Origin of the sequence: Tardiphaga sp. 813_E8_N1_3 (assembly GCF_051811025.1) — a bacterium.
In the GTDB taxonomy this organism is placed as follows: Bacteria; Pseudomonadota; Alphaproteobacteria; order Rhizobiales; family Xanthobacteraceae; genus Tardiphaga.
This window is the reverse complement of sequence record NZ_JBPWQE010000001.1, coordinates 4,421,582-4,445,902: the sequence shown is the minus strand read 5'-3', so window position 1 is coordinate 4,445,902 and position 24,321 is coordinate 4,421,582. Positions and strand designations below refer to the sequence as shown.

General features: G+C 62.1%; 22 protein-coding genes and 1 pseudogene. 11 read left to right on the top strand and 12 right to left on the bottom strand.

The annotated features are described in order from the left end of the window. Positions 1-58 precede the first annotated feature (58 nt). On the top strand, positions 59-1,081 hold the full coding sequence (locus AB8A33_RS21020; RefSeq protein ID WP_439094556.1) for a S1C family serine protease: 1,023 nt from the start codon (positions 59-61) through the stop codon (positions 1,079-1,081). 108 nt (positions 1,082-1,189) lie between these two features. Here the strand turns inward: AB8A33_RS21020 and AB8A33_RS21015 are convergent, their stop codons facing one another. Then, positions 1,190-1,894: a GrlR family regulatory protein gene (locus AB8A33_RS21015; protein ID WP_439094555.1), complete on the bottom strand. Its 705-nt coding sequence runs from the start codon at positions 1,892-1,894 to the stop codon at positions 1,190-1,192. 213 nt (positions 1,895-2,107) lie between these two features. On the opposite strand from AB8A33_RS21015, the gene AB8A33_RS21010 reads away from it, so the two are divergent. Both AB8A33_RS21010 and AB8A33_RS21005 read left to right on the top strand, forming a co-directional pair. Next, entirely contained in the window at positions 2,108-2,917 is an 810-nt protein-coding gene (locus AB8A33_RS21010; protein WP_439094554.1) for a transporter substrate-binding domain-containing protein, read from the top strand. 558 nt (positions 2,918-3,475) lie between these two features. Further along, the gene (locus AB8A33_RS21005) at positions 3,476-4,849 is read left to right on the top strand and encodes a hypothetical protein (protein ID WP_439094553.1); all 1,374 of its coding nucleotides are present in this window, start codon (positions 3,476-3,478) and stop codon (positions 4,847-4,849) included. A 103-nt stretch (positions 4,850-4,952) separates the two neighbouring features. On the opposite strand, the gene uvrB is transcribed toward AB8A33_RS21005, so the two are convergent. The 3 genes from uvrB to AB8A33_RS20990 all read right to left on the bottom strand — a co-directional run bounded on the left by uvrB (position 4,953) and on the right by AB8A33_RS20990 (position 9,588). Beyond that, entirely contained in the window at positions 4,953-7,982 is a 3,030-nt protein-coding gene (uvrB, locus tag AB8A33_RS21000) for an excinuclease ABC subunit UvrB (RefSeq protein ID WP_439094552.1), read from the bottom strand. Positions 7,983-8,022: 40 nt separating this feature from the next. Then, the gene (locus AB8A33_RS20995) at positions 8,023-8,415 is read right to left on the bottom strand and encodes an EF-hand domain-containing protein (RefSeq protein ID WP_439094551.1); all 393 of its coding nucleotides are present in this window, start codon (positions 8,413-8,415) and stop codon (positions 8,023-8,025) included. A 108-nt stretch (positions 8,416-8,523) separates the two neighbouring features. Then, the gene (locus AB8A33_RS20990; RefSeq protein ID WP_439094550.1) at positions 8,524-9,588 is read right to left on the bottom strand and encodes a hypothetical protein; all 1,065 of its coding nucleotides are present in this window, start codon (positions 9,586-9,588) and stop codon (positions 8,524-8,526) included. A 190-nt stretch (positions 9,589-9,778) separates the two neighbouring features. On the opposite strand from AB8A33_RS20990, the gene AB8A33_RS20985 reads away from it, so the two are divergent. Next, the gene (locus AB8A33_RS20985) at positions 9,779-10,105 is read left to right on the top strand and encodes a hypothetical protein (protein ID WP_439094549.1); all 327 of its coding nucleotides are present in this window, start codon (positions 9,779-9,781) and stop codon (positions 10,103-10,105) included. Next, a complete protein-coding gene (locus AB8A33_RS20980; RefSeq protein WP_439094548.1) occupies positions 10,066-11,256 on the top strand; it encodes a hypothetical protein in 1,191 nt (396 codons plus the stop codon). The genes AB8A33_RS20985 and AB8A33_RS20980 overlap by 40 nt, the downstream gene beginning before the upstream one ends. A 90-nt stretch (positions 11,257-11,346) precedes the next feature. Here the strand turns inward: AB8A33_RS20980 and AB8A33_RS20975 are convergent, their stop codons facing one another. Together AB8A33_RS20975 and AB8A33_RS20970 are read right to left on the bottom strand one after the other, a co-directional pair. Then, positions 11,347-12,111, bottom strand: coding sequence for an anti-sigma factor (locus tag AB8A33_RS20975; protein ID WP_439094547.1), 765 nt, complete (start codon positions 12,109-12,111; stop codon positions 11,347-11,349). Then, positions 12,108-12,686 carry a sigma-70 family RNA polymerase sigma factor gene (locus AB8A33_RS20970; RefSeq protein WP_439094546.1) on the bottom strand — a complete coding sequence of 193 codons (579 nt, stop codon included), beginning with the start codon at positions 12,684-12,686 and terminating at the stop codon, positions 12,108-12,110. The genes AB8A33_RS20975 and AB8A33_RS20970 overlap by 4 nt, the downstream gene beginning before the upstream one ends. A gap of 151 nt (positions 12,687-12,837) precedes the next feature. Here AB8A33_RS20970 and AB8A33_RS20965 point away from each other — a divergent pair, with 151 nt between their 5' ends. The 4 genes from AB8A33_RS20965 (at position 12,838) to AB8A33_RS20950 (ending at position 16,891) form a co-directional block, all read left to right on the top strand. Beyond that, on the top strand, positions 12,838-13,614 hold the full coding sequence (locus AB8A33_RS20965; RefSeq protein WP_439094545.1) for a DUF4394 domain-containing protein: 777 nt from the start codon (positions 12,838-12,840) through the stop codon (positions 13,612-13,614). A 203-nt stretch (positions 13,615-13,817) separates the two neighbouring features. Continuing rightward, positions 13,818-14,528: a glutathione binding-like protein gene (locus AB8A33_RS20960; RefSeq protein ID WP_439094544.1), complete on the top strand. Its 711-nt coding sequence runs from the start codon at positions 13,818-13,820 to the stop codon at positions 14,526-14,528. A gap of 22 nt (positions 14,529-14,550) precedes the next feature. Continuing rightward, on the top strand, positions 14,551-15,246 hold the full coding sequence (locus tag AB8A33_RS20955) for a glutathione S-transferase family protein (RefSeq protein WP_439094543.1): 696 nt from the start codon (positions 14,551-14,553) through the stop codon (positions 15,244-15,246). Positions 15,247-15,418: 172 nt separating this feature from the next. Continuing rightward, positions 15,419-16,891, top strand: coding sequence for a sensor domain-containing diguanylate cyclase (locus tag AB8A33_RS20950; RefSeq protein WP_439094542.1), 1,473 nt, complete (start codon positions 15,419-15,421; stop codon positions 16,889-16,891). A gap of 109 nt (positions 16,892-17,000) precedes the next feature. Here the strand turns inward: AB8A33_RS20950 and AB8A33_RS20945 are convergent, their stop codons facing one another. The 3 genes from AB8A33_RS20945 to AB8A33_RS20935 form a co-directional block, all read right to left on the bottom strand. After that, a complete protein-coding gene (locus AB8A33_RS20945; RefSeq protein ID WP_439094541.1) occupies positions 17,001-17,474 on the bottom strand; it encodes a hypothetical protein in 474 nt (157 codons plus the stop codon). Then, positions 17,471-18,043 carry a hypothetical protein gene (locus AB8A33_RS20940; protein ID WP_439094540.1) on the bottom strand — a complete coding sequence of 191 codons (573 nt, stop codon included), beginning with the start codon at positions 18,041-18,043 and terminating at the stop codon, positions 17,471-17,473. The genes AB8A33_RS20945 and AB8A33_RS20940 overlap by 4 nt, the downstream gene beginning before the upstream one ends. A 152-nt stretch (positions 18,044-18,195) precedes the next feature. Beyond that, positions 18,196-18,402: a cysteine-rich CWC family protein gene (locus AB8A33_RS20935; protein ID WP_439094539.1), complete on the bottom strand. Its 207-nt coding sequence runs from the start codon at positions 18,400-18,402 to the stop codon at positions 18,196-18,198. A gap of 122 nt (positions 18,403-18,524) precedes the next feature. On the opposite strand from AB8A33_RS20935, the gene AB8A33_RS20930 reads away from it, so the two are divergent. Next, positions 18,525-20,033 (top strand): DUF1800 domain-containing protein, encoded by a 1,509-nt coding sequence (locus AB8A33_RS20930; RefSeq protein WP_439094538.1) that lies wholly within the window; start codon positions 18,525-18,527, stop codon positions 20,031-20,033. After that, the gene (locus AB8A33_RS20925) at positions 20,030-21,259 is read left to right on the top strand and encodes a DUF1501 domain-containing protein (RefSeq protein ID WP_439094537.1); all 1,230 of its coding nucleotides are present in this window, start codon (positions 20,030-20,032) and stop codon (positions 21,257-21,259) included. The genes AB8A33_RS20930 and AB8A33_RS20925 overlap by 4 nt, the downstream gene beginning before the upstream one ends. 193 nt (positions 21,260-21,452) lie before the next feature. Here the strand turns inward: AB8A33_RS20925 and AB8A33_RS20920 are convergent, their stop codons facing one another. The 3 genes and pseudogenes from AB8A33_RS20920 to AB8A33_RS20910 form a co-directional block, all read right to left on the bottom strand. Next, positions 21,453-22,394: an aldo/keto reductase gene (locus AB8A33_RS20920; protein WP_439094536.1), complete on the bottom strand. Its 942-nt coding sequence runs from the start codon at positions 22,392-22,394 to the stop codon at positions 21,453-21,455. A 96-nt stretch (positions 22,395-22,490) separates the two neighbouring features. Beyond that, the gene (locus AB8A33_RS20915) at positions 22,491-23,345 is read right to left on the bottom strand and encodes a lysophospholipid acyltransferase family protein (protein ID WP_439094535.1); all 855 of its coding nucleotides are present in this window, start codon (positions 23,343-23,345) and stop codon (positions 22,491-22,493) included. Positions 23,346-23,551: 206 nt separating this feature from the next. Then, positions 23,552-24,112, bottom strand: a pseudogene (locus AB8A33_RS20910) (PAS-domain containing protein); the annotation flags it as partial. Between the last annotated feature and the right edge of the window lie 209 nt (positions 24,113-24,321).

Genomic DNA, 24,321 nt, shown 5'->3' with positions numbered 1-24,321 from the left:
ATGCTGCACTTGCAGTGGTGCGCGCCGGGGCCATTTAAATGACAAAGGAAGCATCGCCATGCTTGATATCACCGCGCATCCCTTAGATGACGATCCCGCGACACCCGCCGTTGCCGCAGTGCCGAACGATGCTGCGCTGCTTGATGCCTATTCGAACGCCGTCATCGATGTCACCGAACGCGTCGGCCCCGCGGTCGTGCGGGTCGAGACCGGAGCGAGGACGCCGAATGCCCGCGAACGCGGCGGGCTGGGCTCTGGCATCGTCATCTCACCCGACGGCCTCGTGCTGACCAATAGCCATGTCGTCGGCGATTCCAGGCATATTCGCCTGCGCGACACCGAAGGCGTCGTCACCGATGCCCGCGTGCTCGGCGCCGATCCCGATACCGATCTCGCTTTGCTGCGGGCTGATGGTGCGCGCGAGTTGCGCTATGCGGGCCTCGGCAATTCCAAGAACCTGAAGCGCGGCCAGCTTGTCGTGGCTATCGGCAATCCGCTCGGCTTCGAATCCACCGTCACCGCCGGTGTTGTTTCGGCGCTCGGCCGTTCGATCCGCTCGGTGAACGGACGCAATATCGAGGACGTGATCCAGACCGATGCTGCGCTCAATCCCGGCAATTCCGGTGGCGCGCTGGTGTCGTCGCGCGGCGAGGTGATCGGCATCAACACTGCGATCATCCAGGGGGCGCAGGGCATCTGCTTTGCGGTCGCCAGCAACACCGCGCAATTCGTGCTGTCGGAGATCATTCGTCACGGCTATGTCCGCCGTGCCTTCATCGGCGTGTCGGGCCAGACCGCGCCGATCCCGCGTCGCCATGCGGTGCTCGCCGGCATCGAGAACACCATGGGCGCGCTACTCGACCAGATCGATCCCGACGGTCCGGCGTTCAAGGCTGGTCTGTTGCCTGGCGATGTCGTCGTCAGTCTCGATCACGTGCCGGTGAATGGCGTCGATGATCTGATCCGCATTCTTGATCGCGACCGTATCGATCGGACGATCGAGATCGACGTGCTGCGGATGGGCCGCTTGCGCGCCATCGACATTCATCCCGTCGAACGCAAGGTGCTGGCGCGCGCGTAACCAAAGCGTTTTCGAGCGAAGTGGTTGCCGGTTCGCGTTAAGAAAACGCGCAAAACAAAAATCAGGAGCCCCGTTCCGATTCAATCGGAACGGAAAAACTCCGACGCCTCACGCTTTGTGCAGCAGCGACAGCTCGGCCTTCAGGCGCAGGCTGCGTTTGCCGGCAAGCGCGGTGGCTTCGAATGCCGCGCAGCCGTCGCTGCAACTCCCGGAAAAGCCGATGCCCACTTCATAGCCGGCGAACAGCGAACTCCCGCCGGCAGCGGGCGTGTGCTCCTGATTGACGATCTCGCCCTTCCAGCGGCCGCCGGCCGAGCCATAGGCGCCGAGATAATAGAAGCGGGCGTCGCCGCCCAGAATGCGGCCGTCGAACAGCAGCATCACGCCGGTCAGCCCGTCCTCGACGCCGTCGAGGGTTTTCATGTGCAGCGAATATAGCCCGTTGGCGATGCCGCCATCGCCCACCGTGCCGGTGTCCGGGAAGTCCTCTTCGTCGAGCCGTGTCATCACGGACTCGAAGGCCGGCCCCTTGCCCTGCGCGTCGCCGCCGGTGAACCTGTAGTTCTTGCCGTCGTGGATGCCGCGGACGCGGATCGCGCCGTCGTCGTCGCCATAGAGCGTACGAAACTGCGAGCCGATATGATGGCGCTGGCCGTGGATCTCCGCATGGATGCCGTCGTTGGCTTCCTCATAGGTGCCGATATGGGCGAAGGCGGTGTTGCCGCCCAGCATGCGGCCGTCCTTGCAATACATGACGCTGCGGCCGACCACGTCGCCCGCCCGGTAGTCACATTTGTAAAAACCGTCGAACACCGATCGAGCCCCACTGCGCCAACGGGCATGAGTGTAGACGCTCGCGCACTGCGATAACAGGCATTCCCGGCCGGGCATATCAGCCATCCCGTCCGCGTGACGAACGGAGGTTGGTCGCGCCGGGCCGATCACGCCCTCGTCGAAGCCCCTGGTCGCCGATTGTCGCGCGGCGGGTTTGCGGGCATGGTCGCGCCGAAATCGGGGAGGCCTATGATGCGTGTTTTACGATGGATGGTGCTGTTCATGACAGTTGCACTCCCGGCTTTCGCCCAGTCCGCGCCGTCGTCCGAGGTGCTGCGCGATCTCGCCCCCACCGGCAAACTCCGCGCCGCGATCAATTACGGGAATAGTGTCCTGGCCCAGAAGGGGCCGGCCGGCGCGCCGCGCGGCGTCTCGGCGGATCTTGCCGCCGAACTCGCCAAACGCCTCGGCATGGCCGTGGACTATGTGCCTTACGAGGCCGCGGGCAAGGTGTTCGAGGGCGCCAAGGCCGGCGCCTGGGATGTCGGCTTCATCGCCATCGAGCCGGTGCGCGCGCAGGAGATCATCTTCACCGCGCCCTATGTGATCATCGAGGGCACCTATATGGTGTCAGTGAATTCGCCGCTGAAGTCCGTCGGCGGCGTCGACAAGGACGGCGTCAGAATGTCGGTTGGCCTCGGCTCGGCCTACGACCTCTATCTCACCCGCACCATCAAGCACGCCACCGTGCTGCGCGCCGATGCCGGCGGCGGCAGCGCGATGATCCGCAAATTTCTCGACGAGAAGCTCGATGCCGCCGCCGGCGTCCGCCAGCAGCTCGATGCCTATGCCAAGGACCATCCGGAAATGCGCGTGATGTCCGGGCATTTTCAGGAGATCCAGCAGGCGATGGCCATGCCGCGCATCGCCGACAGACCGCGCACGGCTGGTGTCGCCTATCTTGCCGCCTTCGTCGAGGAGATGAAGGCGTCGGGCTTCGTCGCCGAAGCCCTGAAGCGCAGTGGCCAGGTCGCCGACGTCGCGCCGCCAGCGGCGAAGTAGTGTCGCGGCTGTGGCCTGCGGTCTTCGATCGGATGTGATTGTCAAACAGCCACGTGACATCGTTCTCGCGGGCGAGAGCCCCGAGGTGAGCTGTCGTTCTCCCCTCGAAGAGTGAGGGGAATGGAGCGCCGCAAGGCGCACCTTGATAGTCAGTCGCTGCGTCCAGTCCGGTTGCGACACCGTTCCGTCCACAGCGCGACGCCTTGCGGCGCTCCATCACGGCTTTTCTGTTCCAGGGGCCGTGCTTCCGGGTACTGGGCACGAGCCTCGGCTCGCTGATCCGGCAGCTTTCGCCGCCTTTGCCCGCACCCGTCCAGCCGCAAGCGGCAGAGCCCCGTAGTGGGCCCGGACGGCTACCCCGGACCTCCCGAGTCCGTGCTTGCGAGGCACGTCCGCGGGCGCCGTATCCGTGTTCCACTCTCAAGACGCCCTCGAGAAGCGCCCCTCGCGAACAGGACAAATGGGGTATATAGTCTTATAGGAACAGTGTCAACAACCGGAGGTGACGTTTACAGCTAGGGGTAGATTTGAGCTATGCTTCGACCGGGGAGATTAGCAATGAGTTACAGACCGATTAGGTTAGACGCTCTGCTCGTCAATCGGGCCAACGATAGGCATGGTGAGCTTGAGAATGAGACCGCCGCGATTGCATGGCTCTGCCATAACTTTGAAACGCATATGCGCAACCTCACCAAGGATCTGGTTTCCAGCGGTCAAGTTTTTGAACCTCCCCTGGTTTTTCCGGAAGGAGAGAATTTCATTTTGTTCGACGGCAATCGTCGGATGACCTGCTTGAAGCTCCTACTTCAGCCGAGAAGAGCGCCAACGACAGAATTGCAAGGTTTTTTCACGGAACAACGATCAAAATGGAAGGGAGATTTCCCAACTACCGTTCAGTGCCAAGTCGAACATGATCGAGATCGCATAGACGATATTCTGTTTCGCAGACATACGGGTTCGCAAGGCGGCGTTGGTCAATCGACTTGGGACGATAGGATGAAGTCAAACTTCATCAACCGTACAGGCAGGGGAAACGGATTTAACGCTGCCGATGAAATCGAGAGGCGTTTGGCAGTAGCGGGCATGCTGCCCGCGAAGAAGCTGCCGCGTTCGAACATAAATCGTTTGTTATCGGGCGAGTCGTTTCGAAACCGGGTCGGTTTCACGGGCGCTAAAGGAAAATTCGAATTTACGCACGATGAGCCTGTGGTTCTTCGAGCGCTTCGTCGAATCGCGGATGATTTCGCGAATAGAAATTTCGTTCTTGGCGACATTTGGGATATCGACGGGAAGCGTTCTTATCTCGACGGACTTGAGAGCGAAGGAGTGCTGCCTACTGCGGCAAATTCGCTCGCTAGTAAGGCGACAGATCAGAATGAGGAAGCTCCCGCAGCCAGGCGACCGGTTCCCACAAAGGTCTCTCGACCCCAAAAAAGAACTGGCCTAATCCCGAACGTAAATTACTCGATTGCTTGGGCGGGACGTCTTCATCGCCACAAAGCGATCTGGGAGGAGTTACAGTTTCATCTGAATTTGGATGACCATGCCAACGCAATCTCTGTCTTGTTTAGGGTGCTCGTTGAGCTAGCTGTCGAGAATTATATTTCTCAAACCAAGTTGGCGACCGTTAGCAGCAATGATAATTTGGCGCGTCGCGTTCTGAGGGTGGCAGAGGATCTGAGACGCGGGGCAAAGATTGATCAAAAGTACTTTGAGCTTCTCAGTAAGTTTCCGCAGAACGATGTGCTGTTGTCGGCAGACACTCTAAATCGCTATGTCCACTCTCCCAATTTTGCACCATCCTCAGATCACCTCCGTGCGTTGTGGGATTGGTTGTCGGATTTTATTGTCCAGTGCTTGAATGCTCCGGTGAAGGCGCGCGATGATGCTCTTGCCGAGGGCGCGGGTAGTTCGTCCCTGAATGGAACTTAAATAGCGCCCGCTCTCTCGTTCATCCTTAGTCAATTAACTCTTATAGCATTTCACTCCCCGTACCCCACGCTCCACGACGTCAGCAACGGCTTTACCGCGTCGCTTACCGCTTCTTCCACCCGCCCCGATGCCCCGGCGCGCCGCCGGTTGATCTTGGCGCGGGGCCAAACTCCGGCCCGGACTCGCGGCTGTTCTTCGGCTGGAAGATCTTGCTCTCGGTGCCCGGTCCCATCTCGTCGAGTGTCGGCTTGCGCGGACGTTCGACCTCTTTGCCGCGGGCGGGCTTCACTTCATGCCAGTTCGCGATGCCCATCTCGTCGAGCCCGGGCTTGTGCACCTTCGACGATGCGCCGCCCGCTGACGAACTCTTGCCGTATTTGCCGCGCGCCTTGCCCTGCGCGGCCTTGTCGAGACGCGCGGGCAGGTTGGCGGCATCGCCATATTTCTTCTCGCCCTTATAGGCGCCGCCCCGCGCGGCGACGCCGCGCTGCTTGACGGTGGGGTCGTCGACCACGGCGAGTTCGGTGGCGCGGAGGCGCTTGACCTCGTCGCGCAGGCGGGCGGCTTCTTCGAAGTTCAGGTCGGCTGCGGCCTCGCGCATCCGCACTTCCAGATCGGCCAGCACGGCTTCGAAATTGTGCCCGATGGTGATGGCGTCTTCGGCCATGCCGCCGCCGATATCCACCAGCACGCGGTCGCCTTCATAGACCGAGTTCATGATGTCGCCGATCGACTTCTTCACGCTTTCCGGCGTGATGCCGTGCAGCGTGTTGTATTCCACCTGCTTCTCGCGGCGGCGATCGGTCTCGGCGATGGCGCGCGTCATCGAGCCGGTCATCTGATCGGCATAGAGAATGACGCGGCCGTCGACGTTACGCGCGGCGCGGCCGATGGTCTGGATCAGCGACGTCTCCGAGCGCAGGAAGCCTTCCTTGTCGGCGTCGAGCACGGCGACCAGCGCGCATTCGGGAATGTCGAGGCCTTCGCGGAGGAGATTGATGCCGACCAGCGCGTCGAAGGCGCCGAGACGGAGGTCCCGGATGATCTCGATGCGCTCGATGGTGTCGATGTCGCTGTGCATGTAGCGCACGCGAATGCCCTGCTCATGCAAAAACTCTGTCAGGTCTTCCGCCATGCGCTTGGTCAGCACGGTGATCAGCGAGCGATAGCCGGCCTGCGCGGTGGCGCGGACCTCGCCCAAGAGATCGTCGACCTGGGTGCGCGCCGGGCGGATATTGATCGGCGGATCGATCAGGCCTGTGGGGCGAATGACCTGCTCGACGAACACGCCGCCGGATTCCTGCAGCTCCCAGCCGGACGGCGTCGCCGACACCGCGACGGATTGCGGGCGCATCATGTCCCACTCCTCGAAGCGCAGTGGCCGGTTGTCCATGCAGGAGGGCAGGCGGAAGCCGTATTCCGCCAGCGTCGCCTTGCGGCGGAAGTCGCCTTTGAACATGCCGCCGATCTGCGGCACCGTGACATGGCTCTCGTCGGCGAACACCAGCGCATTGTCCGGGACATATTCGAACAGGGTCGGCGGCGGCTCGCCCGGCCGGCGGCCGGTGAGATAGCGCGAATAGTTCTCGATGCCGGCACACGACCCCGTCGCTTCCATCATTTCGAGATCGAAGGTGGTGCGCTGTTCGAGGCGCTGGGCTTCGAGCAGCCGGCCCTGATTGTGGAGCTGGTCGAGGCGCCACTTCAGCTCTTCCTTGATCGACTTCATCGCCTGGATCAGCGTCGGCCGCGGCGTCACATAATGCGAGTTGGCGTAGATCTTGATGAATTCGAGCTCGTCCTGCTTGTGGCCGGTGAGCGGGTCGAACTCCTCGATACTCTCGACGGTGTCGCCGAACAGGTTCACGCGCCAGGCGCGGTCTTCATAGTGGGCCGGGAAGATGTCGATGACGTCGCCGCGGACGCGAAACGTGCCGCGGGTGAAATCGTGCTGGGTGCGCTTGTATTGCAGCGCCACGAGGTCGGCGATCAGCTGGCGCTGGTCGATGCGCTCGTCCTTCTTCAGCGCGAAGGTCATCGCGGTGTAGGTTTCCACCGAGCCGATACCGTAGATGCACGACACCGAGGCCACGATGATGACGTCGTCGCGCTCCAGCAGTGCGCGCGTCGCCGAATGGCGCATGCGGTCGATCTGCTCGTTGATCGACGAGTCTTTCTCGATATAGGTGTCGGTGCGCGGGACGTAGGCTTCCGGCTGATAGTAGTCGTAATAGCTGACGAAATATTCGACCGCGTTGTCGGGGAAGAAGTTCTTGAACTCGCCATAGAGCTGCGCGGCCAGCGTCTTGTTCGGCGCGAGAATGATCGCCGGGCGCTGCGTGGCTTCGATCACCTTGGCCATGGTGTAGGTCTTGCCGGAGCCGGTGACGCCGAGCAGCACCTGAGTCCGGTCGTTGCGGTCGATGCCCTCCACCAGTTCCTTGATCGCGGTGGGCTGGTCGCCCTTGGGCTCATATTCGGACTTCAGCTCGAAGCGTACGCCGCCTTCGGATTTCTCCGGGCGCGGCGGACGGTGCGGCGTCCACACTTTCTGGTCCTTGAATTCCGGGCGGCCGTCGCGCACCAGCGCTTCCAGCGCATCGGCCGTGGCCTGCACGCCGAGGGCTTCCATCTTGTTGCGCGGCGGCCGCGCCATGGCGGCGGCGTCGTCTTCCTCGGTGGCGAAGCCGAGCTGTTTGGCCAGTTCCGGATCCAGCGTCGGGATCGAGGCCGAGGTGTTGTAATTGGCCTGCGGCGCTTCCTCGAGACCCTTCTGCTCGCTCAGCCGCGGCGCATAGGGCGCGACCACCGGCTGGGGAAACGGCTGCAATGGCGTCGGGCGCATGCCCGAAGATCTTGCTAAATCGTCGCCCTCGAACTTCTTCGGCGTCGATTTGCGTGCGCGATGCACCGCGGCCTCGCCGCCGGAGCGGCGCTCGAAGGAATTACTTGGCGGCGGCTGCAACCCGGTGCCCGAGCCCATGCCGGCATCGCCGCGATTGATCGCGGGATTCAGCAGCTCCGCCAGCGCCGGCCCGATCGGCTTGACGTCGGGACGGCCGGCGCCAGGCTTGGCGGCGGGTGTCTTGATTGATTTTGTGGGCTTTTTCGGAGAGTCGGGTTTCTTCGCCATGGGCGGAATATGGGGCGAGTCCGGTGGCGATAAAAGGGCCCTACTTGAGCAGCTTCAACAGCTTCTTGCCCGCGGGCGTGGCGAATTCCCTGGCATCGATGGTGCCGTCATTGTCGGGGTTTGCCGTACGGAACCGGGTTTCCACCACGGCGAGATATTCCGCCTTGTCGAGTGTGCCGTCATTGTCCGGATTGGCGGCCGCAAATTCGCTCTTGCTCATGCGGCCGCGTAGCTCCCTGGCGTCCAGCGTGCCGTCCTTGTCGCGGTCGAGCAGGTCGAACAATTTGCCGGCGGCGGCCTTGGCCTCGGCCATGTCGACGGTGCCATCCTTGTCGGGATCGAGCCTGACGAGGAAGCTGGCAGCGCTGGCTGGCAGCACGACGGCGAGCGACAGGGCCAGCGACAACAGAACGGTCCGACGCGACAACGCCATGGCAACCTCCCTTGAATACTATTCTTGATTGCAAGGATGCCTGAACGGAATAGTCGATTCAAGGGACGAGGCTTGCCGTCCTGCTTCCCGTCTGCAGGGCCGGCCTCGTCAAGCCTGTCCGGCGACCGGTTCCGCCCGCAGGCGCTTGAGCGATTCAGGCAGGCGCGCATCGACCCAGGTGCCGATGTCGCGCTGGTGGCGATGGACATACAGCCCCAGCGCAATGATGCCGATGCCGATCAGCGACAGCGCGAACGGGAACAGCATTGAATCCTTGAAGATCTTCTCGGCGAGGTCGCCGAGATAGATGGCAATGCCGATGGTGCCGAACACCGCGAACACGCGCCGCGACAAGGCGACCGAGATCAGCAGGAAGCCGACATTCAGCAGGCAGTATAGCGCCTTGTCGAGATTGGTGCCGTTCGACGTGGCGGTGATGCCGCCCCAGAATGTCAGAACGCCGAACAGATAAAGCCAGAATGCGAAATCGCCGCTGCGCTGGCGCAGGTTGACGATCACCGCAGCAACCAGAATGCCGAGGCCGAACCAGACCGAAATCTTGCGCGACATTTCCCAGTTGCCGTAGCCCGCACCGGTGATCCAGGGCACGACGTCCATCGACAGGAACCACAGTGCGACCGCCATGATGAAGACGATGAAGGGAAAGCGATAGAATTGCAGTGCCACGATGGCTGCAGCGATGGTTGCAAGCTCCATGAAGACGAAGCTGCCCTTGATCCAGACATAGAAGTCGCGCATCGCCGCCGGCTTGCCGAACTCGGTCCAGGCGCCGTAGGCATCCTGTATGCCGAACACGGCGAGCGGCGTCATCGCCACGGCGACCGCGATGAGCAGACCACCCGGTGTGCGCAGTTTCTTGACGGTCCAGAGATAGTGCCCGGCGGCGGTGAACAGGCCGGCATAGACAAGGGCAGTGGCAGTCAGCGCCGGTCCGCCCATTTGCGAGAAGGCGAGCGTCGAGAACAGTCCCATCGCTGATATCACCACCAGCGCGCCCGCATACCAGAGCAAATGCACGACATCGAATTTGGGCCCGGCCGCCGGCTGCTCCGGCACACGCGCCGTGAGGAAAGCCAGCAGGGCGTCGAGCTGCGTGGAAGGAAGCACGCCGGCTGTGACAGCCGCGCGCAGATCATCGGTCGAATATCGCATGCACTCTCTCCGCAATGCGCCATTCGACGCCGCAAGATGGATCAATCGGGTCAACGGGACCAGCTTCAGGAGACTATATGTCCTGCCGCGATGCCACGCCTTTGTCGAGTGCAGTGGCTGATACGTTCAATAAGCAGGCGAAGGATCGGAGGGCGAATGTGACTGCTATAGCCGCCGCACCGCATTGCCCTTGAACAGGATCGGCCCGGTCGTTTGCCTGATCGGCGAGCCGTCTTCGGGCTCAAGGGTGATCTCGAACAGCCGGTCGGCGACGATTTCCGGCGACAGCCGGGACCTCGACGAAGCGACGGGCGCCGCCGTGCTGCGCCAGGCGCGCGAATGGACACTCAACCCAAAAGCGATTGATGTGGATAAATCAATCAAAGGAGATGACCTGATAAATATCAACTACTGGATGTGCCGCGAATCTGGCGAGCTTTGCCTCATTACAAATCGAAGATTTGCTTGGGGGCGATCATGTTTTCAGGATTCGCGACGCGCTTTACTGCGCGAATGACGGCGCTTGTTCTGGTGGCGTCGATGCTGACGGGGTGTGCGGAGATCAATCGACGAGGCGGTGTCATTGCAGATGTCGAGGATTATGTCCTCTTCGTCGCACATACTAAAAGTCATCGCTTGTTTCGATCATACATGCTGATCGGCGTTCTATTGGCTGCTGCCCGACAGGGTAGCCACAATGAGATCGACAAGTCTGCAATAGCCGGGAATCTGCAATCTGCTCTGGCAATAGCTTATGAAAGCTATGCGTGTCTTTACACCAATTCAAAGAACGAAAACTGGATAGAGGCTGCCGTTACAAAGATAGGCAGCTATGAAGCGACGTCATTTCCCGAACCGGCGGTGTGCCAATTCTTCGATGAGAAGATGGCTCGCCTCGATTATGCATTGTACAGGCTCGCATTGAGTTCATTGTTCAATGAAAGAAGTAACGCTCAACTCGCAAGCATTCGTGACAAGCTCATAGGTGAGCTTCCGGTGATCTCAGCGTCTGCAAAAGCAGCTATTTTTGCCAATAAAGCCGTCAGTCAGGCCACCACCATTGTCGACGATCTGCTCAATTTGAGTTTTTCAAGTGCAGGTCCCGTCCTGACGTTGCTCCCGTTGTACCGTGACGCGCTTGAGATGAATATGTGGGTCATTACGGATAATCTTACAAAGATCTGTGGCGATGTTGAGGGATCCGCCGAAGCGATGCCCATCAACTACCGACCGGTGGAAACCGGCTATCCGATGGACTGCACCACGAAAGCCTACGCGAAGTCGATATTGAGCAATGGCAACGGAAACCTAGCGCTCTGGCGAGATTTCGTGTGGCGCATGAATTATTCTGTTGGTTCAATCGAGGCCTATCAGCCGCATTTCCTTCTTGTTTCGCGTCTGATCTGGCGGTCGTGCGAGAATCTGCTCGCGAACTGCAGTAATGTCATGACAAGTTCGTTCGAGTTGGCGGCCAAACAATCTCTGATTGTGAATTGGAACACCAAACAGCTAAAGAGAACCTATAGCGCCGAAGTGCCGACCTCTTCCCGGCTTGCCCGTCAACCTGTGCTGTCGCCGTTAATCGGTACAAGCTCGCCGAAAGACGTTGTTCCTCAGGGCCGAGAGCCTGATGCCACAGGGGCACTCGGTGAACCTAAGAAGCAATAGATATCGCCTTGCGCCAACGGATGACGTCAAGCAGGACGAACTGTCAGCATTGTTAAACATTTCGTCCCGCTAGTTCTTGGCGAGAGGCCCTTACAACGCCCTTGCTGCATTCCCCTTGAACAAAATCGGCCCCGTCGGTCTTCCGATCGGCGAGCCGCCTTCGGGCTCCAGCGTGATCTCGAACAACTGATCTGCCACGGTATCCGGCAGTGCTTCCAGATCGAGCTGCAATGTCCGCGACTGTCCGGTGAGACCGATGGACTTCGGGCCGATGTCGCGATCCCACAGGGTCCAGACCTGCAGCGTGCGGCCGGCGGGCACGTCGATCGGGCGCAGCGGGATCAGTTCGACGCGGCCGTCGGAGAAGGTGTTGACGATGGCACCGGTTTCCCTGGTGGCATCGTTGACCAGCACGGCGACATAGATCGGCTTGCGCTGCGCCAGCGCGATCAGTTCGCGGCGGAGTTGGCGCGACGTCGCGAGCGCGCCGATCAGGATCACCACAAGCATCAAGGCCGCGAACACCCCGCCGATCCCGGCGCTGCGCCAGAAGCCGATATTGTCCCACAGCGTTGCGCCGCGCAGCGCGGCGCGGGCGCCGGGCAGCGGGATCGCCGGTTTCACCCTGGTGGAGTCGGCGATGCGGTCCCACAGTGCGGCACTGGGGGCGAGTGCTTCGGCCGTGGCGTCGAGATCGGCCAATCGCTCCCGCCAGGTGCTGACGGCCCTGGCGAAATCGGCATCGTCGGTCATGCGCGCTTCGGCAGCGTCGAGCTCCGCGCCTTCCAGCAGGCCCATCACATAGTCGGCCGCGAGATCATCGGTGGGATGCGTATTGTCGTCGTGCATGCTCATCCCATGCACTCCTGCAGTGCGAACAGACTGCGGCGAACCCAGCTCTTCACGGTGCCCAAGGGCACCTTCAGCCGCCCGGCCAGTTCGCCATGGCTCATGCCATGGACATAGGCCAGCACCACGACATCGCGGCGCGGCCGGTCGATACGCTCCAGGCATTTGCGCAGCGCGGATGTTTCGGGCATCCGCGTCATAGTCGCCTCGCAGTCGATATCGAGCGCACTGTCGTCGGACGCATCATAGCGATGCTCGTTGCGATGAATGCTGAGCGCGCGGTTGCGCACGACAGCATAGAGCCAGCCACGCGCCGAGCCGCGATGCGGATCGAACGAGGCGGCGGCACTCCAGATCCGCACGAAGGCATCGTGCACGGCTTCCTCCGCCAGATCCTGCCGGAACAGGATGCGGCGGGCGACGCCGATCATCTTCGGGGCTTCGCTGTTGTAGATCATCTGCAGGGCTGCACGATCGCCGGCCGCGCAGCGCGCCAGCGCAGCCGACAGCTGCGCCTCGCGCGCGTGGCCGAGGCCCGCCTCGTCGCGCCGGGTCTCGGTGATGGTGCCATTCCCAGTCATGTTCATGCCCTTGCATGGTCAGTCTACCTTTGCCGCGCGCAATTGGATGCACCCAAATGAATTTATTTTCAGGGGCGTGCATCCAGTCGGGAGGCCCGCCGGTAGTCCCTGTGTCGGTCCCGAGGGGATCGCGGAACACAGGGAGCTACTTATGTCATTTCGTTCACTTTTCGCCGCCTCCGCCGCGCTGCTGCTGATCCCCGTGGCCGTCGCCAATGCCGCCCAGGTCGCAGCCCTGGTCGGTGGCGACACCATTGCGACGGTCGATACTGCGCAGAAGAAGGCGACCGGGTCCGTCAAGGTCACTGGTATTTCCGGCGCGCTGGTTGGCATCGACGTCCGGCCGGCCGACGGCATGCTCTATGGCCTGGTCGATGATGGCACCGTGGTCACTATCGCCGCAGACGGCAAGGCGACGGTGAAGTCCAAGCTCGACGCGATGCTCGCCAAGGGCGTCACTGCCACTGTCGACTTCAACCCGGTGGCCGACCGTCTGCGCGTGATGGGCTCGGACGGCATGAGCCTGCGCGCCAATGTCGATGACGGCAAGGTGACGAAGGACGGCGACCACAAATATGCCGAGACCGACATGCACAAGGGCGAGAAGCCCAACGTCATCGCCGGTGCCTATACCAATTCGGTGAAGGGCACCAAGGAGACGGCGCTGTTCAACATCGACGGCACCATCGGCGCGCTGGTCAAGCAGGCGCCGCCGAATGACGGCATCCTCGGCGCCGTCGGCAAACTCGGCATCAAGCCGGCGACTGTTGCTTTCGACATCTGGTCGGATGGCACCAGGAACGAAGCCTGGCTGATGGCCGACGGCATGCTCTATTCGGTCGATCTCGCCACCGGGAAGGCCACTGAAGCTGCCAAGATTTCTGGCGTCACCGGCAAGGTGACCGATATCGCGATCATGGGGATGTAAATCGCGCTCTGCGATTTTACTTGCGCGTTCACATACACCGCCAACGAATGCCGCGCTCCATGGGAACGCGGCATTCACGTTTTGCAGGACGGATCTGCATCCCGGCGTGGCCGCGCCATTGACTTCATGGGGTCGTTCTGGCGAACTTGATGCAACCGCATTCAGTTCGGATGCATGCCATCCAACACGCGCAGGAATACCTGATGATCGACCTTTATTACTGGAGCACGCCAAACGGCCACAAGATCACGATCTTTCTTGAGGAGGCGGGGCTGCCCTACAAGATCATCCCGGTGAATATCGGCAAGGGCGACCAGTTCAAGGACGACTTTCTGGCGATTGCGCCGAACAACCGCATTCCTGCGCTGGTCGATCATGAACCCAAGAGCGGCGGCAAGCCGATCTCGGTGTTCGAGTCCGGCGCGATGTTGATGTATCTCGCCGAGAAGACCGGGAAGTTCCTGTCGGGCGATCTCGCTGTGCGCTATGATGCGATCCAGTGGGTATTCTGGCAGATGGGCGGCCTCGGACCGATGGCCGGACAAAACCATCACTTTAGCAATTACGCGCAGGAAAAGATCACTTACGCCATCGACCGTTATGTGAACGAGACCAATCGTCTCTATGGCGTGCTCAACAAGCGTCTCGCAGATCGCAAATTCATCGCCGGCGACTATTCGATCGCCGATATGGCGAGCTATCCCTGGATCGTGCCCTACAAGAACCAGAGCCAGGACATCAACGACTTCCCGCATCTCAAGCGCTGGCTCGAAACCATCGCCGAGCGGCCGGCGGTCAAGCGCGCTTATGAGATCGCCAAAGAGGTCAATCCCAATTTCGGCCAGCCGCCGATCCGCACTGAGGAAGAGCGCAAGCTGCTGTTCGGTCAGACGTCGGCTGTGGTGAAGAATTAGCTCAGAATGACGAGAAGCAATCATGGCGCTGCAACTGTTCGAACTGGTCGGTACCGAAGAAGATCGTCCCTTCAGCCCGTTCTGCTGGCGCATCCGGATGGCGCTGGCGCATAAGGGCCTCGAAGCGACGTCGGTACCCTGGCGTTTCACCGAAAAGGACGCGATCAAGCCGCACAAATCTGAAAAGGTGCCGGTGCTGCTCGATGGTGAACGCGCGGTCAGCGACTCCTGGGCGATCGCCAATTATCTCGAAGACACCTATCCGGATCGCCCGTCACTGTTCGGCGGCGAGGGCGGCCGTGCCATGGGGCGGATGCTGAACTGGTGGGGCGACACGGTCGTGGTCGCCGGCATGTTTCCGTTCATCGTCGCGGATATTCATGGTCATCTGCGTCCGGTCGATCAGGTCTATTTCCGCGAGAGCCGCGAAGCGCGGTTCAAGAAGTCGCTGGAAGAGGTCGCATCCAATCGCGACACGGGCGTCGATGCCTTCCGCAAGTCGCTTGATCCGATGCGCCTCACCCTGAAGACGCAGCCGTTCCTTGGCGGCGCCGCGCCAAACTATGCCGACTACATCGTGTTCGGTCCGTTCCAGTGGGCGCGCGCGATCTCGCCGTTCAAGCTGCTGGCGGAAGACGACGCGATCTATGTGTGGCGCGAAAGAATGCTTGATGCTTTTAACGGCATGGCACGGAACTCGACCGGCTATCCGGTTTGAGTTCCACTATCTACGGGCGATGAATTGAGTAAACGCTGGTATTCATGTCCGCATACCAGCGTTGTTCTCGGTGGTGCTTGGTGCCTTTGTGAAAATCCGAGGATATTCCCTGTAACTCCCGCTATAAGGGAATACCTCAACGATTCACATTGTCCCACGCGCCAAGGTCTCTATGTCCGTTCCGCCTATCAATCTCGCCGACGATGCCGTGATGTTCGACCTTGCTCCGGTCTCGCTCTGGATCGAGGACTACAGCGATGTGAAGGCGCTGTTCGAGCAGTGGCAGGCGCAGGGGGTCGACGATATCGAGACGTTCCTGCTCGCCAATCCCGAACGGGTCCGTGAGTGCTCGCAGCACATCCGCATTCTCAAGGTCAATCGCAAGACGCTGTCACTGTTCGGCGCGCGCGACCTGTCTCACCTGACGCTCAGCCTCGGTCTGGTGATGCGCGACGATACGTTCAAGAGTCATGTGTCGGAACTGGCCCAGCTCTGGAGCGGCCGGAATCATTTTTCCAGCCATACGGTCAACTACACGCTGAAGGGCGAGCGCCTCGATATCCAGCTGCACGGCATTGTTCTGCCCGGACATGAAGAGCGTTGGGATCGCGTGATGATCGCCATCGAGGATGTGACCGAACGCGAAGGCGCGCGTCGTCGCCTTGCGGAGAGCGAGAATTATGCGTTCGGCCTGTTCGCGCATTCGCCGGTGTCGCTGTGGGTCGAGGATTTCAGTGGCGTCAAGCGCCTGGTGGACGACGTCCGCGCGCGGGGCATCGAGGATTTTCGCGTGTTCACGGATGTGCATGAGGAATTCGTCCTGCGCTGCATGAGCGAAATCCGCGTGCTTGATGTCAACAGCCGTACGCTGGAACTGTTCGGTGCACCCGACAAGGAGACACTACTCCGTCAATTGTCGGATGTGTTTCGCGACGAGATGGAGCCACATTTCCGCGAACAACTGATCGACCTCTGGGAGGGCAAGCTGTTCCAGCAGCGCGAGGTCGTCAACTACGCGCTCGACGGCACCAAGCTTCATCTGCTGCTGCAGTTCTCGGTCTTGCCCGGGCATGAGCGCGACTGGTCACAGGTGCAGGTCGCGCTGACCGACATCACCGCGCGCAAGAAGGCGGAAGCCTATCTGGAATATCTCGGCACCCACGACGTATTGACGCGCACCACGAACCGCTCGTTCTTCGTGGACGAACTCAACCGGCTCGAACGCAAGGGATCGCAATCGGTCACCGTGATCGTTGCCGATCTCAACGGCTTGAAAACGGCCAATGACGAACTTGGCCATGCCGCAGGCGACGCATTGCTGCGCCGTGCCGGCGAGGTGTTTGGCGAACTGGTCGAGAAGCCGGCCACCGTCTCGCGGATCGGCGGCGACGAATTCGCCGTTGTGTTGCCCGGGACCGATGCCATCGGAGGCGAAGCCGTGCTCGCGTCGTTAGCCGGGCTGATTGAAGTCAACAATCAGTACTATCCCGATCTGGTGCTGAGTCTCTCCACCGGGATTGCCACCGGCCGGACCGGCGAGCGGCTCGAAGCCGTAGTCAAGCGCGCCGATATGGAAATGCTGCAAGCCAAACGCAGCTACTATGCGCAACCCGATCGTGACCGGCGCAGCGCGGGCATGGTGTAGGCAAGCGCGGCAATCGGCACGCTTATGTCGGTGACATCGCGGCTGGAACGATGATTTCGTCGTGCACCACGCAGACGCCACTGCGTTCGCGTTACCTCGGTCGGTGATCTCAGGCGCAGCCTTTGGCGATAACGCGCTCGCCCTTCACCACGGTCTGGATCATCTTACGGGCAACGGCCTGGAACTCGTCCGGCTTTAAATAGCCCTTGCTATAGGCTTCCTGGGTCAGGCGATCGATGCGCTTGTCATCTGTGCTGGCCCATTGCTTGGCGATGTAGTCGGCGCCGAGTTTCCCGAAATTCTCCGGATAACGCTCCATCTGGTTCTGCCGGTGATAGTAGTATTCGCCGAGACCACTGATGAACTCCTTGCGGCCTTCTTCGGTGCACAGGCTGCCGGTCGGCCGCGCGAGGGCCCGGAAAGCGCTCTGCCGTTGTTTCTCGCGGCCCTCGACAAGGTATTTCTCGTCGGAGCCGTAAGCACGGTCGCTGTTCGGCAACTGCTTCGGCGGTGGAGCGGGCGTAAAGGCCCAGCCGGCGATCTGCCAGAGGACAATGGCCGCTATGACGTAAAGGAGTTTCATCGGCGCGGCCGTTCGGTCGGCCGTGTACAGGCGGAGACCGGATTGCCCTGGCTGTTTGCCAGCGTCATCACCTCCATTTGCAGTTTCGGCGGGAAGTCGTCTTTGCTGATTCCACCCTTCTCGAAGGCCTCGTTCAGGGCGGCGCGTACGCGCTGATCGAGCGGCGAGGAGTACATGACATTGGCGCGCTCCAGTACGGCCTCGCAATTGCCGAACATGGGATTGCATTTGTCCCGCCAGGCATAGCCCGCTGCATAGGCCGTGGTTGCTGCCACGAGATTGGCCTTCATGCTGGCATCACAGGGCGACAGCGCATAGCCGGTGGCGGCCTGCAGCGCTTCCATACGCAACGGATTGCGTTTGGCGTTGTCCGGATCGTTAATCGCTTCCTGGGTCCGCCGCTCACGCACCTGCTCGGTCTTGTCGTTGCCGAATGTTGCATCGACCGTCGCCGCCATGGGTTTGGCAGGCGACGTGAACGGCGAGCGCGTCGGAAATCCGCGCGCGGCCCAGACGCCGATGACGAAGGTGCTGACGGCGACGCTCACGAAAAGGGCAATACGGTTCATGGCAATCCCGCACGGGTTTCAATCGGAAATTGCATAAACCGAGGCGGCTTTAATGTGAGGTAACTACGTGCCTTGCGATGTTCTCAGGCTTAATCGTCTCGTGACCGTTTCGCTCAAGTTTGAACGAACGGGTGGTGCCGGCAGCACGTCCGTCAGGTCGTGGCGTGCGCCGCCGCTGCCGCCTTGGCGCGCAGGCAGTCGCGACACAGGCAGTCGCCGCCTGTGGTTGGCATCGGCAGTTTCGCGGTCTCCTCGGCGCACCAGCAATTGCCGGACAGGTCGCAGCCGAATTCAGTCCCGCAGTCCGAACAGGTGAGGCGGCGGCTGAGCGGCTGTGCAGTTTCTGTCCGATAATTCATGAAAGCAGCCCAAATTTCAGCGCGATTTTCATGCCGGGTTCATCTGTTCCACCCGTATATCGGGTGTGGCGCCTGTGATGGCCAGATGCATCATAGGACGAAGGCAGAATGAGGGAAATCCGATGGCCCGCGACCCGCAAGGCGCGCTGATTGCGCTGAACCGATTCGGCTTCGGCGCGCGGGGGGGCGCCTCCGGCGATATCATCAATGCGGCCTCCGATCCCCGCGGCTTCGTGAAAGCCGAGCTCGCGCGTCCCAATGCCGCGCTGCTGGAATTGCCCGGCCTGCAATCGACGACGGAGCTGGGGCTGGCGATGTTCGCCTATCAGCTCGAGGTGAAGACGGCGCGCGAGGCGGCGCTGAAGACGCCGGCGCTGGTGCCGGTGGAAGCGAGCCCGGCCGCGATGGACAAGAAGCCGGACGCACCGGCCAATATGAATAATGCCATGACCGGCAACACCACCATGACAGTGCAGCCCGATGCGGCGAAGCCGCCGCCGGCCGTCGCGCTGCCGCCCAATGTGGTGCAGAAGACCTATCGCGCAGAAGCGCTGGCGCGGATCCAGCGCGCGACCATTACCGAGGGTGGCTTCGTCGAGCGCCTGGTGGTGTTCTGGTCGAACCATTTCTGCATCTCGGCCAGCAAGGGCGACCCGGCGCGGATGTGGGCTGGCTCCTTCGAACGCGAGGCGATCCGCCCTTATGTGCTCGGTAAATTTGCCGACATGCTGAAAGCCGTCGAACAGCATCCGGCGATGCTGTTCTTTCTCGACAACCAGCAGTCGATCGGCCCGAACTCGAAAGCCGGCGAGAGGGGCAAGCGCGGCCTCAACGAAAATCTCGCGCGCGAGATCATGGAGCTGCACACGCTCGGCGTCGGCGGCGGTTACACGCAAGCCGACGTGACATCGCTGGCGCGCATCATCACCGGCTGGACCTTTGCCGGCCGCGAAGGAAAGATCGGCACCCCCGGCAGCTTCGCTTTCAACGCCAATGCGCATGAGCCCGGGCCGCAGCAATTGCTGGACAAGACCTATGACGACGCCGGCGTAACGCAGGGCGAAGCCGCGCTCGCCGATCTCGCGCGGCATCCGTCGACGGCGAAATTCATCGCCAGGAAATTCGCGCAGCATTTCGTGGCGGACGCGCCGCCACCGGCACTGCTGGCGCGCCTCGAAGGCGTGTTCAGAAAGACTGATGGCGATCTGAAGGCGCTGGCGCTCGCGCTGCTCGACTCCAATGAAGCGTGGCAGATGCCGATGGCCACGCTGCGCACGCCCTACGAATATCTGATCTCGACCGGCCGCCTGCTGGCGCGCATTCCCGAAGATCCCGGCCGCTACTTCGCGGGCCTACAGACGCTCGGCCAGTCGCTCTGGACGCCGCCGGGGCCGAACGGCTTTCCGGACGGCAATGCCGCTTGGGCGGTGCCCGAAGGCATGAAGTTGCGGCTCGATCTCGCGGCTCAGATTTCCACGCGGCTGCCCGACAGTATCGATCCGCGCGAGATGTTGGACGTGGTCGCCGGCGAGGCGGCGTCATCCGAAACACGACAGACGATCGCGCGCGCGGAGACGCGGCAACAGGCCTTGACGCTGCTGCTGATGTCGCCGGAATTCCAGAGGAGATGACGATGGACTGCTGTGAAAGCCGCATGCTCGGCCCCACACGCCGATCGCTCTTGCTATCAGGCGCAGCCTTTGCGGCCTGGGCCTATCTGCCGAAATTTGCCCGCGCCGCCGACGCGCGCGATCCGCGCCTGATCGTCGTGATTCTGCGCGGTGCGCTCGACGGCCTCGCCACTGTCGCGCCGCTCGGCGATCCCGATTACGCCGGCCTGCACGGCTCGATCGCGTTGGCGAAAGATGGCCCGAACGCGGCTATCGCGCTCGACTCGTTCTTCGGCATGCATCCGGCAATGCCGGAATTCGCGCGGATGTATCGCGACAAGAAGGCGGCTGTGGTCCATGCGGTGGCGACGTCCTATCGCGAGCGTTCGCATTTCGACGGACAGGACGTGCTGGAGAGCGGCTATGCCGGCCCCGGGCGCGTGCAGTCCGGCTGGCTCAACCGCGCCATTGAATCGCTGCCGCGCGGCGAACGCGTCTCGTCCGGTCTAGCGATCGGACCGACCACGCCGCTGGTGCTACGCGGCGCCGCGCCGACGGTGGGCTGGGCGCCGGTCAATCTGCCCAATGCGGCCGATGATACGGCGATGCGGCTGATGCAATTGTATCAGGATCGCGATCCCGCTCTGGCGACGGCGCTGTCGCAGGGTCTGAATCTCGACAAGATTGCGGTCGGCGATGCGATGAAGCCGAAAGGCGGCGGCAATCCCAATGAGGCGATGCGCCAGGTCGCGCGCGGTGCAGCGAAGCTGATGGCGGCCGATGACGGCCCGCGCATCGCGGCGCTGGCTTTCGACGGCTGGGATACCCATGCGCAGGAAGGCGGCCCGGTCGGGCGCCTTGCGCAATTGCTCGGCGGTCTCGATGGCGCGCTGGCGGAATTCGAGAGCGGGTTGGGCGCGCATTGGAAGGACACGATCGTCGTTGTCGCTACGGAGTTCGGTCGCACCGCCAAGATCAACGGCACGGCCGGCACCGATCACGGTACCGGCACGATCGCGCTGCTTGCCGGCGGCGCGATCAAAGGCGGCCGGGTGATTGCGGACTGGCCGGGCCTTGCGAATGGCAAGCTCTATGAAGCCCGCGATCTCGCCCCGACCACGGACCTGCGCGCGATCTTCAAGGGCGTGCTGCACGATCACCTCGGCATCCGCGAGCGTGCACTGGCCGAGCAAGTGTTTCCTGACAGTGCGCTGGTGAAGCCGGCGAAGGGATTGGTGGCTGCTTAATCCCTCCCTCAAGCGGCGAAGCCGCGCAGTGGGGAGGGTGGATCGACCGCGAAGCGGTTCGAGACGGGTGGGGTGCCACACGCGCTGCAGAGTGCGTGGCACCCCACCCGTCTCGTTTGCTCGCTGCGCTCGCAACGCGCCACCCTCCCCACTGCGCGCGGCTACGCCGCGCTTGGGGGAGGGAAAGAAAGCGCTACCCCAGCGTAATCCCGTCGATCTCCTTCATCTCCTCCGCCGTCAGCTTCCACTCGGCAGCCTTCACATTCTGCTCGATCTGCTCGACGCGCGTGGCGCCGGCGATGACGCTGGAGACTTGCGGGCGGGCGGCAAGCCAGGAGAAGGCGAGTTCGAGCAGCGTGTGGCCGCGGGCCTTCACGAAGGCGTCGAGCTTCTCGACGATCGCCTGATTGCGCGCCGTGCCAGAGCGTTCGCGCAAAGCGGGGGCCTTGGCGAAGCGTGAGTCGGCCGGCGGCTCGGCGCCGGGCTTGTATTTGCCGGTCAGGAGGCCGTTGGCGAGCGGGAAGAACGGCAGCAGGCCGAGGTTGAAATGCTGCGCGGCCGGCAGCAGGTCCTTCTCGATGTCGCGGACCACGAGACTGTATTCGTCCTGGCACGACACGAAAGGCGCAACGCCCATCTGGCGTGCGGCCATCTCGGCTTCGGCGATGCGCCAGGCCGGGAAGTTGGAATTGCCGATGTAGCGCACCTTGCCCTGGCGCACGAGGTCGTCGAGCGTGCGCAGCGTTTCTTCGATGGGCGTCAGCGCATCGTAATCGTGCTGCTGATACAGATCGATATAGTCGGTCTTCAGCCGCTTCAGGCTGGCTTCGACGGCGCTCATGATGTAGCGGCGCGAGGCGCCCTGCTTGCTGCCGTCATTGCTCATCGGCTTGCAGTACTTCGTCGCCAGCACGATGTCCTTGCGGCGATCGCCGAGCACTTCACCCAGCACCGTCTCGGAGCCGCCCATGCCGGCATAGATGTCGGCGGTGTCGAACAGTGTGATGCCGAGATCGATCGCCTTGTGGATGACCTTGCGCGAGGTCTCCAGATCGGTGCGCTGGCCGAAATTGTTGCAGCCGAGACCGACGGCGGAGACGCGAAGGCCGGAGCGGCCGAGATTACGGATTTCCATGATGAGTGTGCCTTGTGAGGGAAGCGCGGACGAAGGTTATGGCGCGCGCCTCGTCGTGCAGCAAGACACTCTGCATCATGGCAGTCGCGCGGGCGCTCAGGCGATGGCGGAAGCGGACTCGGGCGTTTGAGCTTCGGGCGCGGGCAGGGCGGCCGGGGTCTTCCGCGGCGGGCCGGCGCGCAGCGCTGCGGATGTCATGCGTCGCACGGCGTTTTCCGCGTCGCGCGTGATGGTCTTGCGATCAGTGGACATGTCATAGGCGACGGCTTCGCCCCAGCTTACGACGACGTCGATGGCGCCCGACGACAGAATGCCGATGAAATGCGGGATCAGGTCGAGGTCGCCATACCACGCCACGTTCTCGCGAAAGGCGCGGCCGACCGGCAACCCGCCGAACCCGACATAGGCAATCGACATCGGCTGCACGGTGATCTTGTCATGATGCGTGGACTCGCCGAGCGCATGATGCACCGAGCCAATCAGCGCCGAGCGGAACGGCAGCACGCGCATGCCGTCGCTGGAAGTGCCCTCGGCGAACAGCACCACGGCATCGCCGGACAACATGCGGTCGCCGATTTCTTGCGCCGTCGCGCCGGTCTTTTGCCGGCGCTCGCGCTCGACAAAAATCGTGCGCTGCAATTTGGCAAGCCAGCCGAACACCGGCCATTTGGCAACTTCGCTCTTGGCGACGAATACCACGGGCGCCCGGGCACCGATGATGATGATGTCGAGCCATGAGACGTGATTGGAGAGGATCAGTACCGGCGTGTCTGATGTCCGCTTGCCGACCTCGTGAATGCGCACGCCGATCAGCGCGCAAAGGATGCGGTGAAACAGATGCGGAATGCTCTGCTGCCAGCGCAGGCCGAAGGCCAGTGCGATCAGCTGAAACGGCGCCAGCAGCAGCGTCAGCATGGTCAAGGAGAGCAGGACGGCGGCGAAACGGATCATGGGTTTATTATACCGGGGCCGGCTTCCGCAGGCAAAGTGGTTGCGCAGGCAAAAAGAAGCGGTCCCGGTCAGCGCGGCAACTGACGGAGACCGCTGGGGAAGCACCCGATTGGCGACGGGGGGAAGCAACCGGCTGCATGGGGAGCCTAGCCGGGGCGAGTGACATCGCCATGACAACCCGGGATATCCACAGGTGGCTTTGCGCCCTATTCGGCTGCGTCCAGCCGGTGTGGGCCGAACACGTCGCCTTCACGCAGCGCCAGATAATAGTCGCGCTCCGAGAGTTCGTCAGTGTGGCGAATGAGGTCGGTCACCGGAGTGTAGCTCAGCATCCGCCCGCCATCGGGCAGCACAGCACAACTCAGCCGCAGCACCCAGCCATTGGCGAGGCGCAACGTCGTCGGCGTGGAATTGCCGGCGCGGATCATCTCGACGCGCCTGGCGATGAAGCTGTCGACCTCGTCGTCGGGGAGGGCGTAAGCGTGGGTATCGCGTGCGTGATACATCAGCGCGATCAGCGGCGGCTTGCTGTCGGCCTTCTCGTCGGGGAGCATGAAGTAGTCGCGGAAGGCGCGGTTGATGAATTCGGCGCGGGTGTCGGCATTGAGAAGCACGACACCGATATCGATCTGGTCGAGCGCGGCGGAGAGGCGCTGGGCAGTGGCGTGCTGCTCGTTCTCGCGGGCCCGGGCCGCGCGTCGCAGCCGAAAGAGGCGGATTGCCAAAGTGATCCCGACGGCTGCGATCACGATGATCGCCGTTTCAATTCCCGGATCGAGAATCAGTCGCCAATCGTACTGCATCGGCTGTACCTGTGTGCGTACAAAGGTAATTAACGCAGGTTGGCCGCTGGTTGCAAAAAGGCCCACAATTTCCCGGCGGTATCGCTAAGGGCGCGTGGAGAGCCGCGGCATCATTTTCCCTTTGTTCGTTTCAAATGCTATCGATGCCACCGGAACCGGCACCGGCCTCTGAA

Bases quoted from the DNA above. Each gene is read 5' to 3' on its own strand.
- AB8A33_RS21020 (WP_439094556.1), top strand. From the start codon at position 59: ATGCTTGATATCACCGCGCATCCCTTAGATGACGATCCCGCGACACCC.
- AB8A33_RS21010 (WP_439094554.1), top strand. From the start codon at position 2,108: ATGCGTGTTTTACGATGGATGGTGCTGTTCATGACAGTTGCACTCCCG.
- AB8A33_RS21005 (WP_439094553.1), top strand. From the start codon at position 3,476: ATGAGTTACAGACCGATTAGGTTAGACGCTCTGCTCGTCAATCGGGCC.
- uvrB (WP_439094552.1), bottom strand. From the start codon at position 7,982: ATGGCGAAGAAACCCGACTCTCCGAAAAAGCCCACAAAATCAATCAAG.
- AB8A33_RS20995 (WP_439094551.1), bottom strand. From the start codon at position 8,415: ATGGCGTTGTCGCGTCGGACCGTTCTGTTGTCGCTGGCCCTGTCGCTC.
- AB8A33_RS20990 (WP_439094550.1), bottom strand. From the start codon at position 9,588: ATGCGATATTCGACCGATGATCTGCGCGCGGCTGTCACAGCCGGCGTG.
- AB8A33_RS20980 (WP_439094548.1), top strand. From the start codon at position 10,066: ATGTTTTCAGGATTCGCGACGCGCTTTACTGCGCGAATGACGGCGCTT.
- AB8A33_RS20975 (WP_439094547.1), bottom strand. From the start codon at position 12,111: ATGAGCATGCACGACGACAATACGCATCCCACCGATGATCTCGCGGCC.
- AB8A33_RS20970 (WP_439094546.1), bottom strand. From the start codon at position 12,686: ATGACTGGGAATGGCACCATCACCGAGACCCGGCGCGACGAGGCGGGC.
- AB8A33_RS20965 (WP_439094545.1), top strand. From the start codon at position 12,838: ATGTCATTTCGTTCACTTTTCGCCGCCTCCGCCGCGCTGCTGCTGATC.
- AB8A33_RS20960 (WP_439094544.1), top strand. From the start codon at position 13,818: ATGATCGACCTTTATTACTGGAGCACGCCAAACGGCCACAAGATCACG.
- AB8A33_RS20955 (WP_439094543.1), top strand. From the start codon at position 14,551: ATGGCGCTGCAACTGTTCGAACTGGTCGGTACCGAAGAAGATCGTCCC.
- AB8A33_RS20950 (WP_439094542.1), top strand. From the start codon at position 15,419: ATGTCCGTTCCGCCTATCAATCTCGCCGACGATGCCGTGATGTTCGAC.
- AB8A33_RS20945 (WP_439094541.1), bottom strand. From the start codon at position 17,474: ATGAAACTCCTTTACGTCATAGCGGCCATTGTCCTCTGGCAGATCGCC.
- AB8A33_RS20940 (WP_439094540.1), bottom strand. From the start codon at position 18,043: ATGAACCGTATTGCCCTTTTCGTGAGCGTCGCCGTCAGCACCTTCGTC.
- AB8A33_RS20935 (WP_439094539.1), bottom strand. From the start codon at position 18,402: ATGAATTATCGGACAGAAACTGCACAGCCGCTCAGCCGCCGCCTCACC.
- AB8A33_RS20930 (WP_439094538.1), top strand. From the start codon at position 18,525: ATGGCCCGCGACCCGCAAGGCGCGCTGATTGCGCTGAACCGATTCGGC.
- AB8A33_RS20925 (WP_439094537.1), top strand. From the start codon at position 20,030: ATGACGATGGACTGCTGTGAAAGCCGCATGCTCGGCCCCACACGCCGA.
- AB8A33_RS20920 (WP_439094536.1), bottom strand. From the start codon at position 22,394: ATGGAAATCCGTAATCTCGGCCGCTCCGGCCTTCGCGTCTCCGCCGTC.
- AB8A33_RS20915 (WP_439094535.1), bottom strand. From the start codon at position 23,345: ATGATCCGTTTCGCCGCCGTCCTGCTCTCCTTGACCATGCTGACGCTG.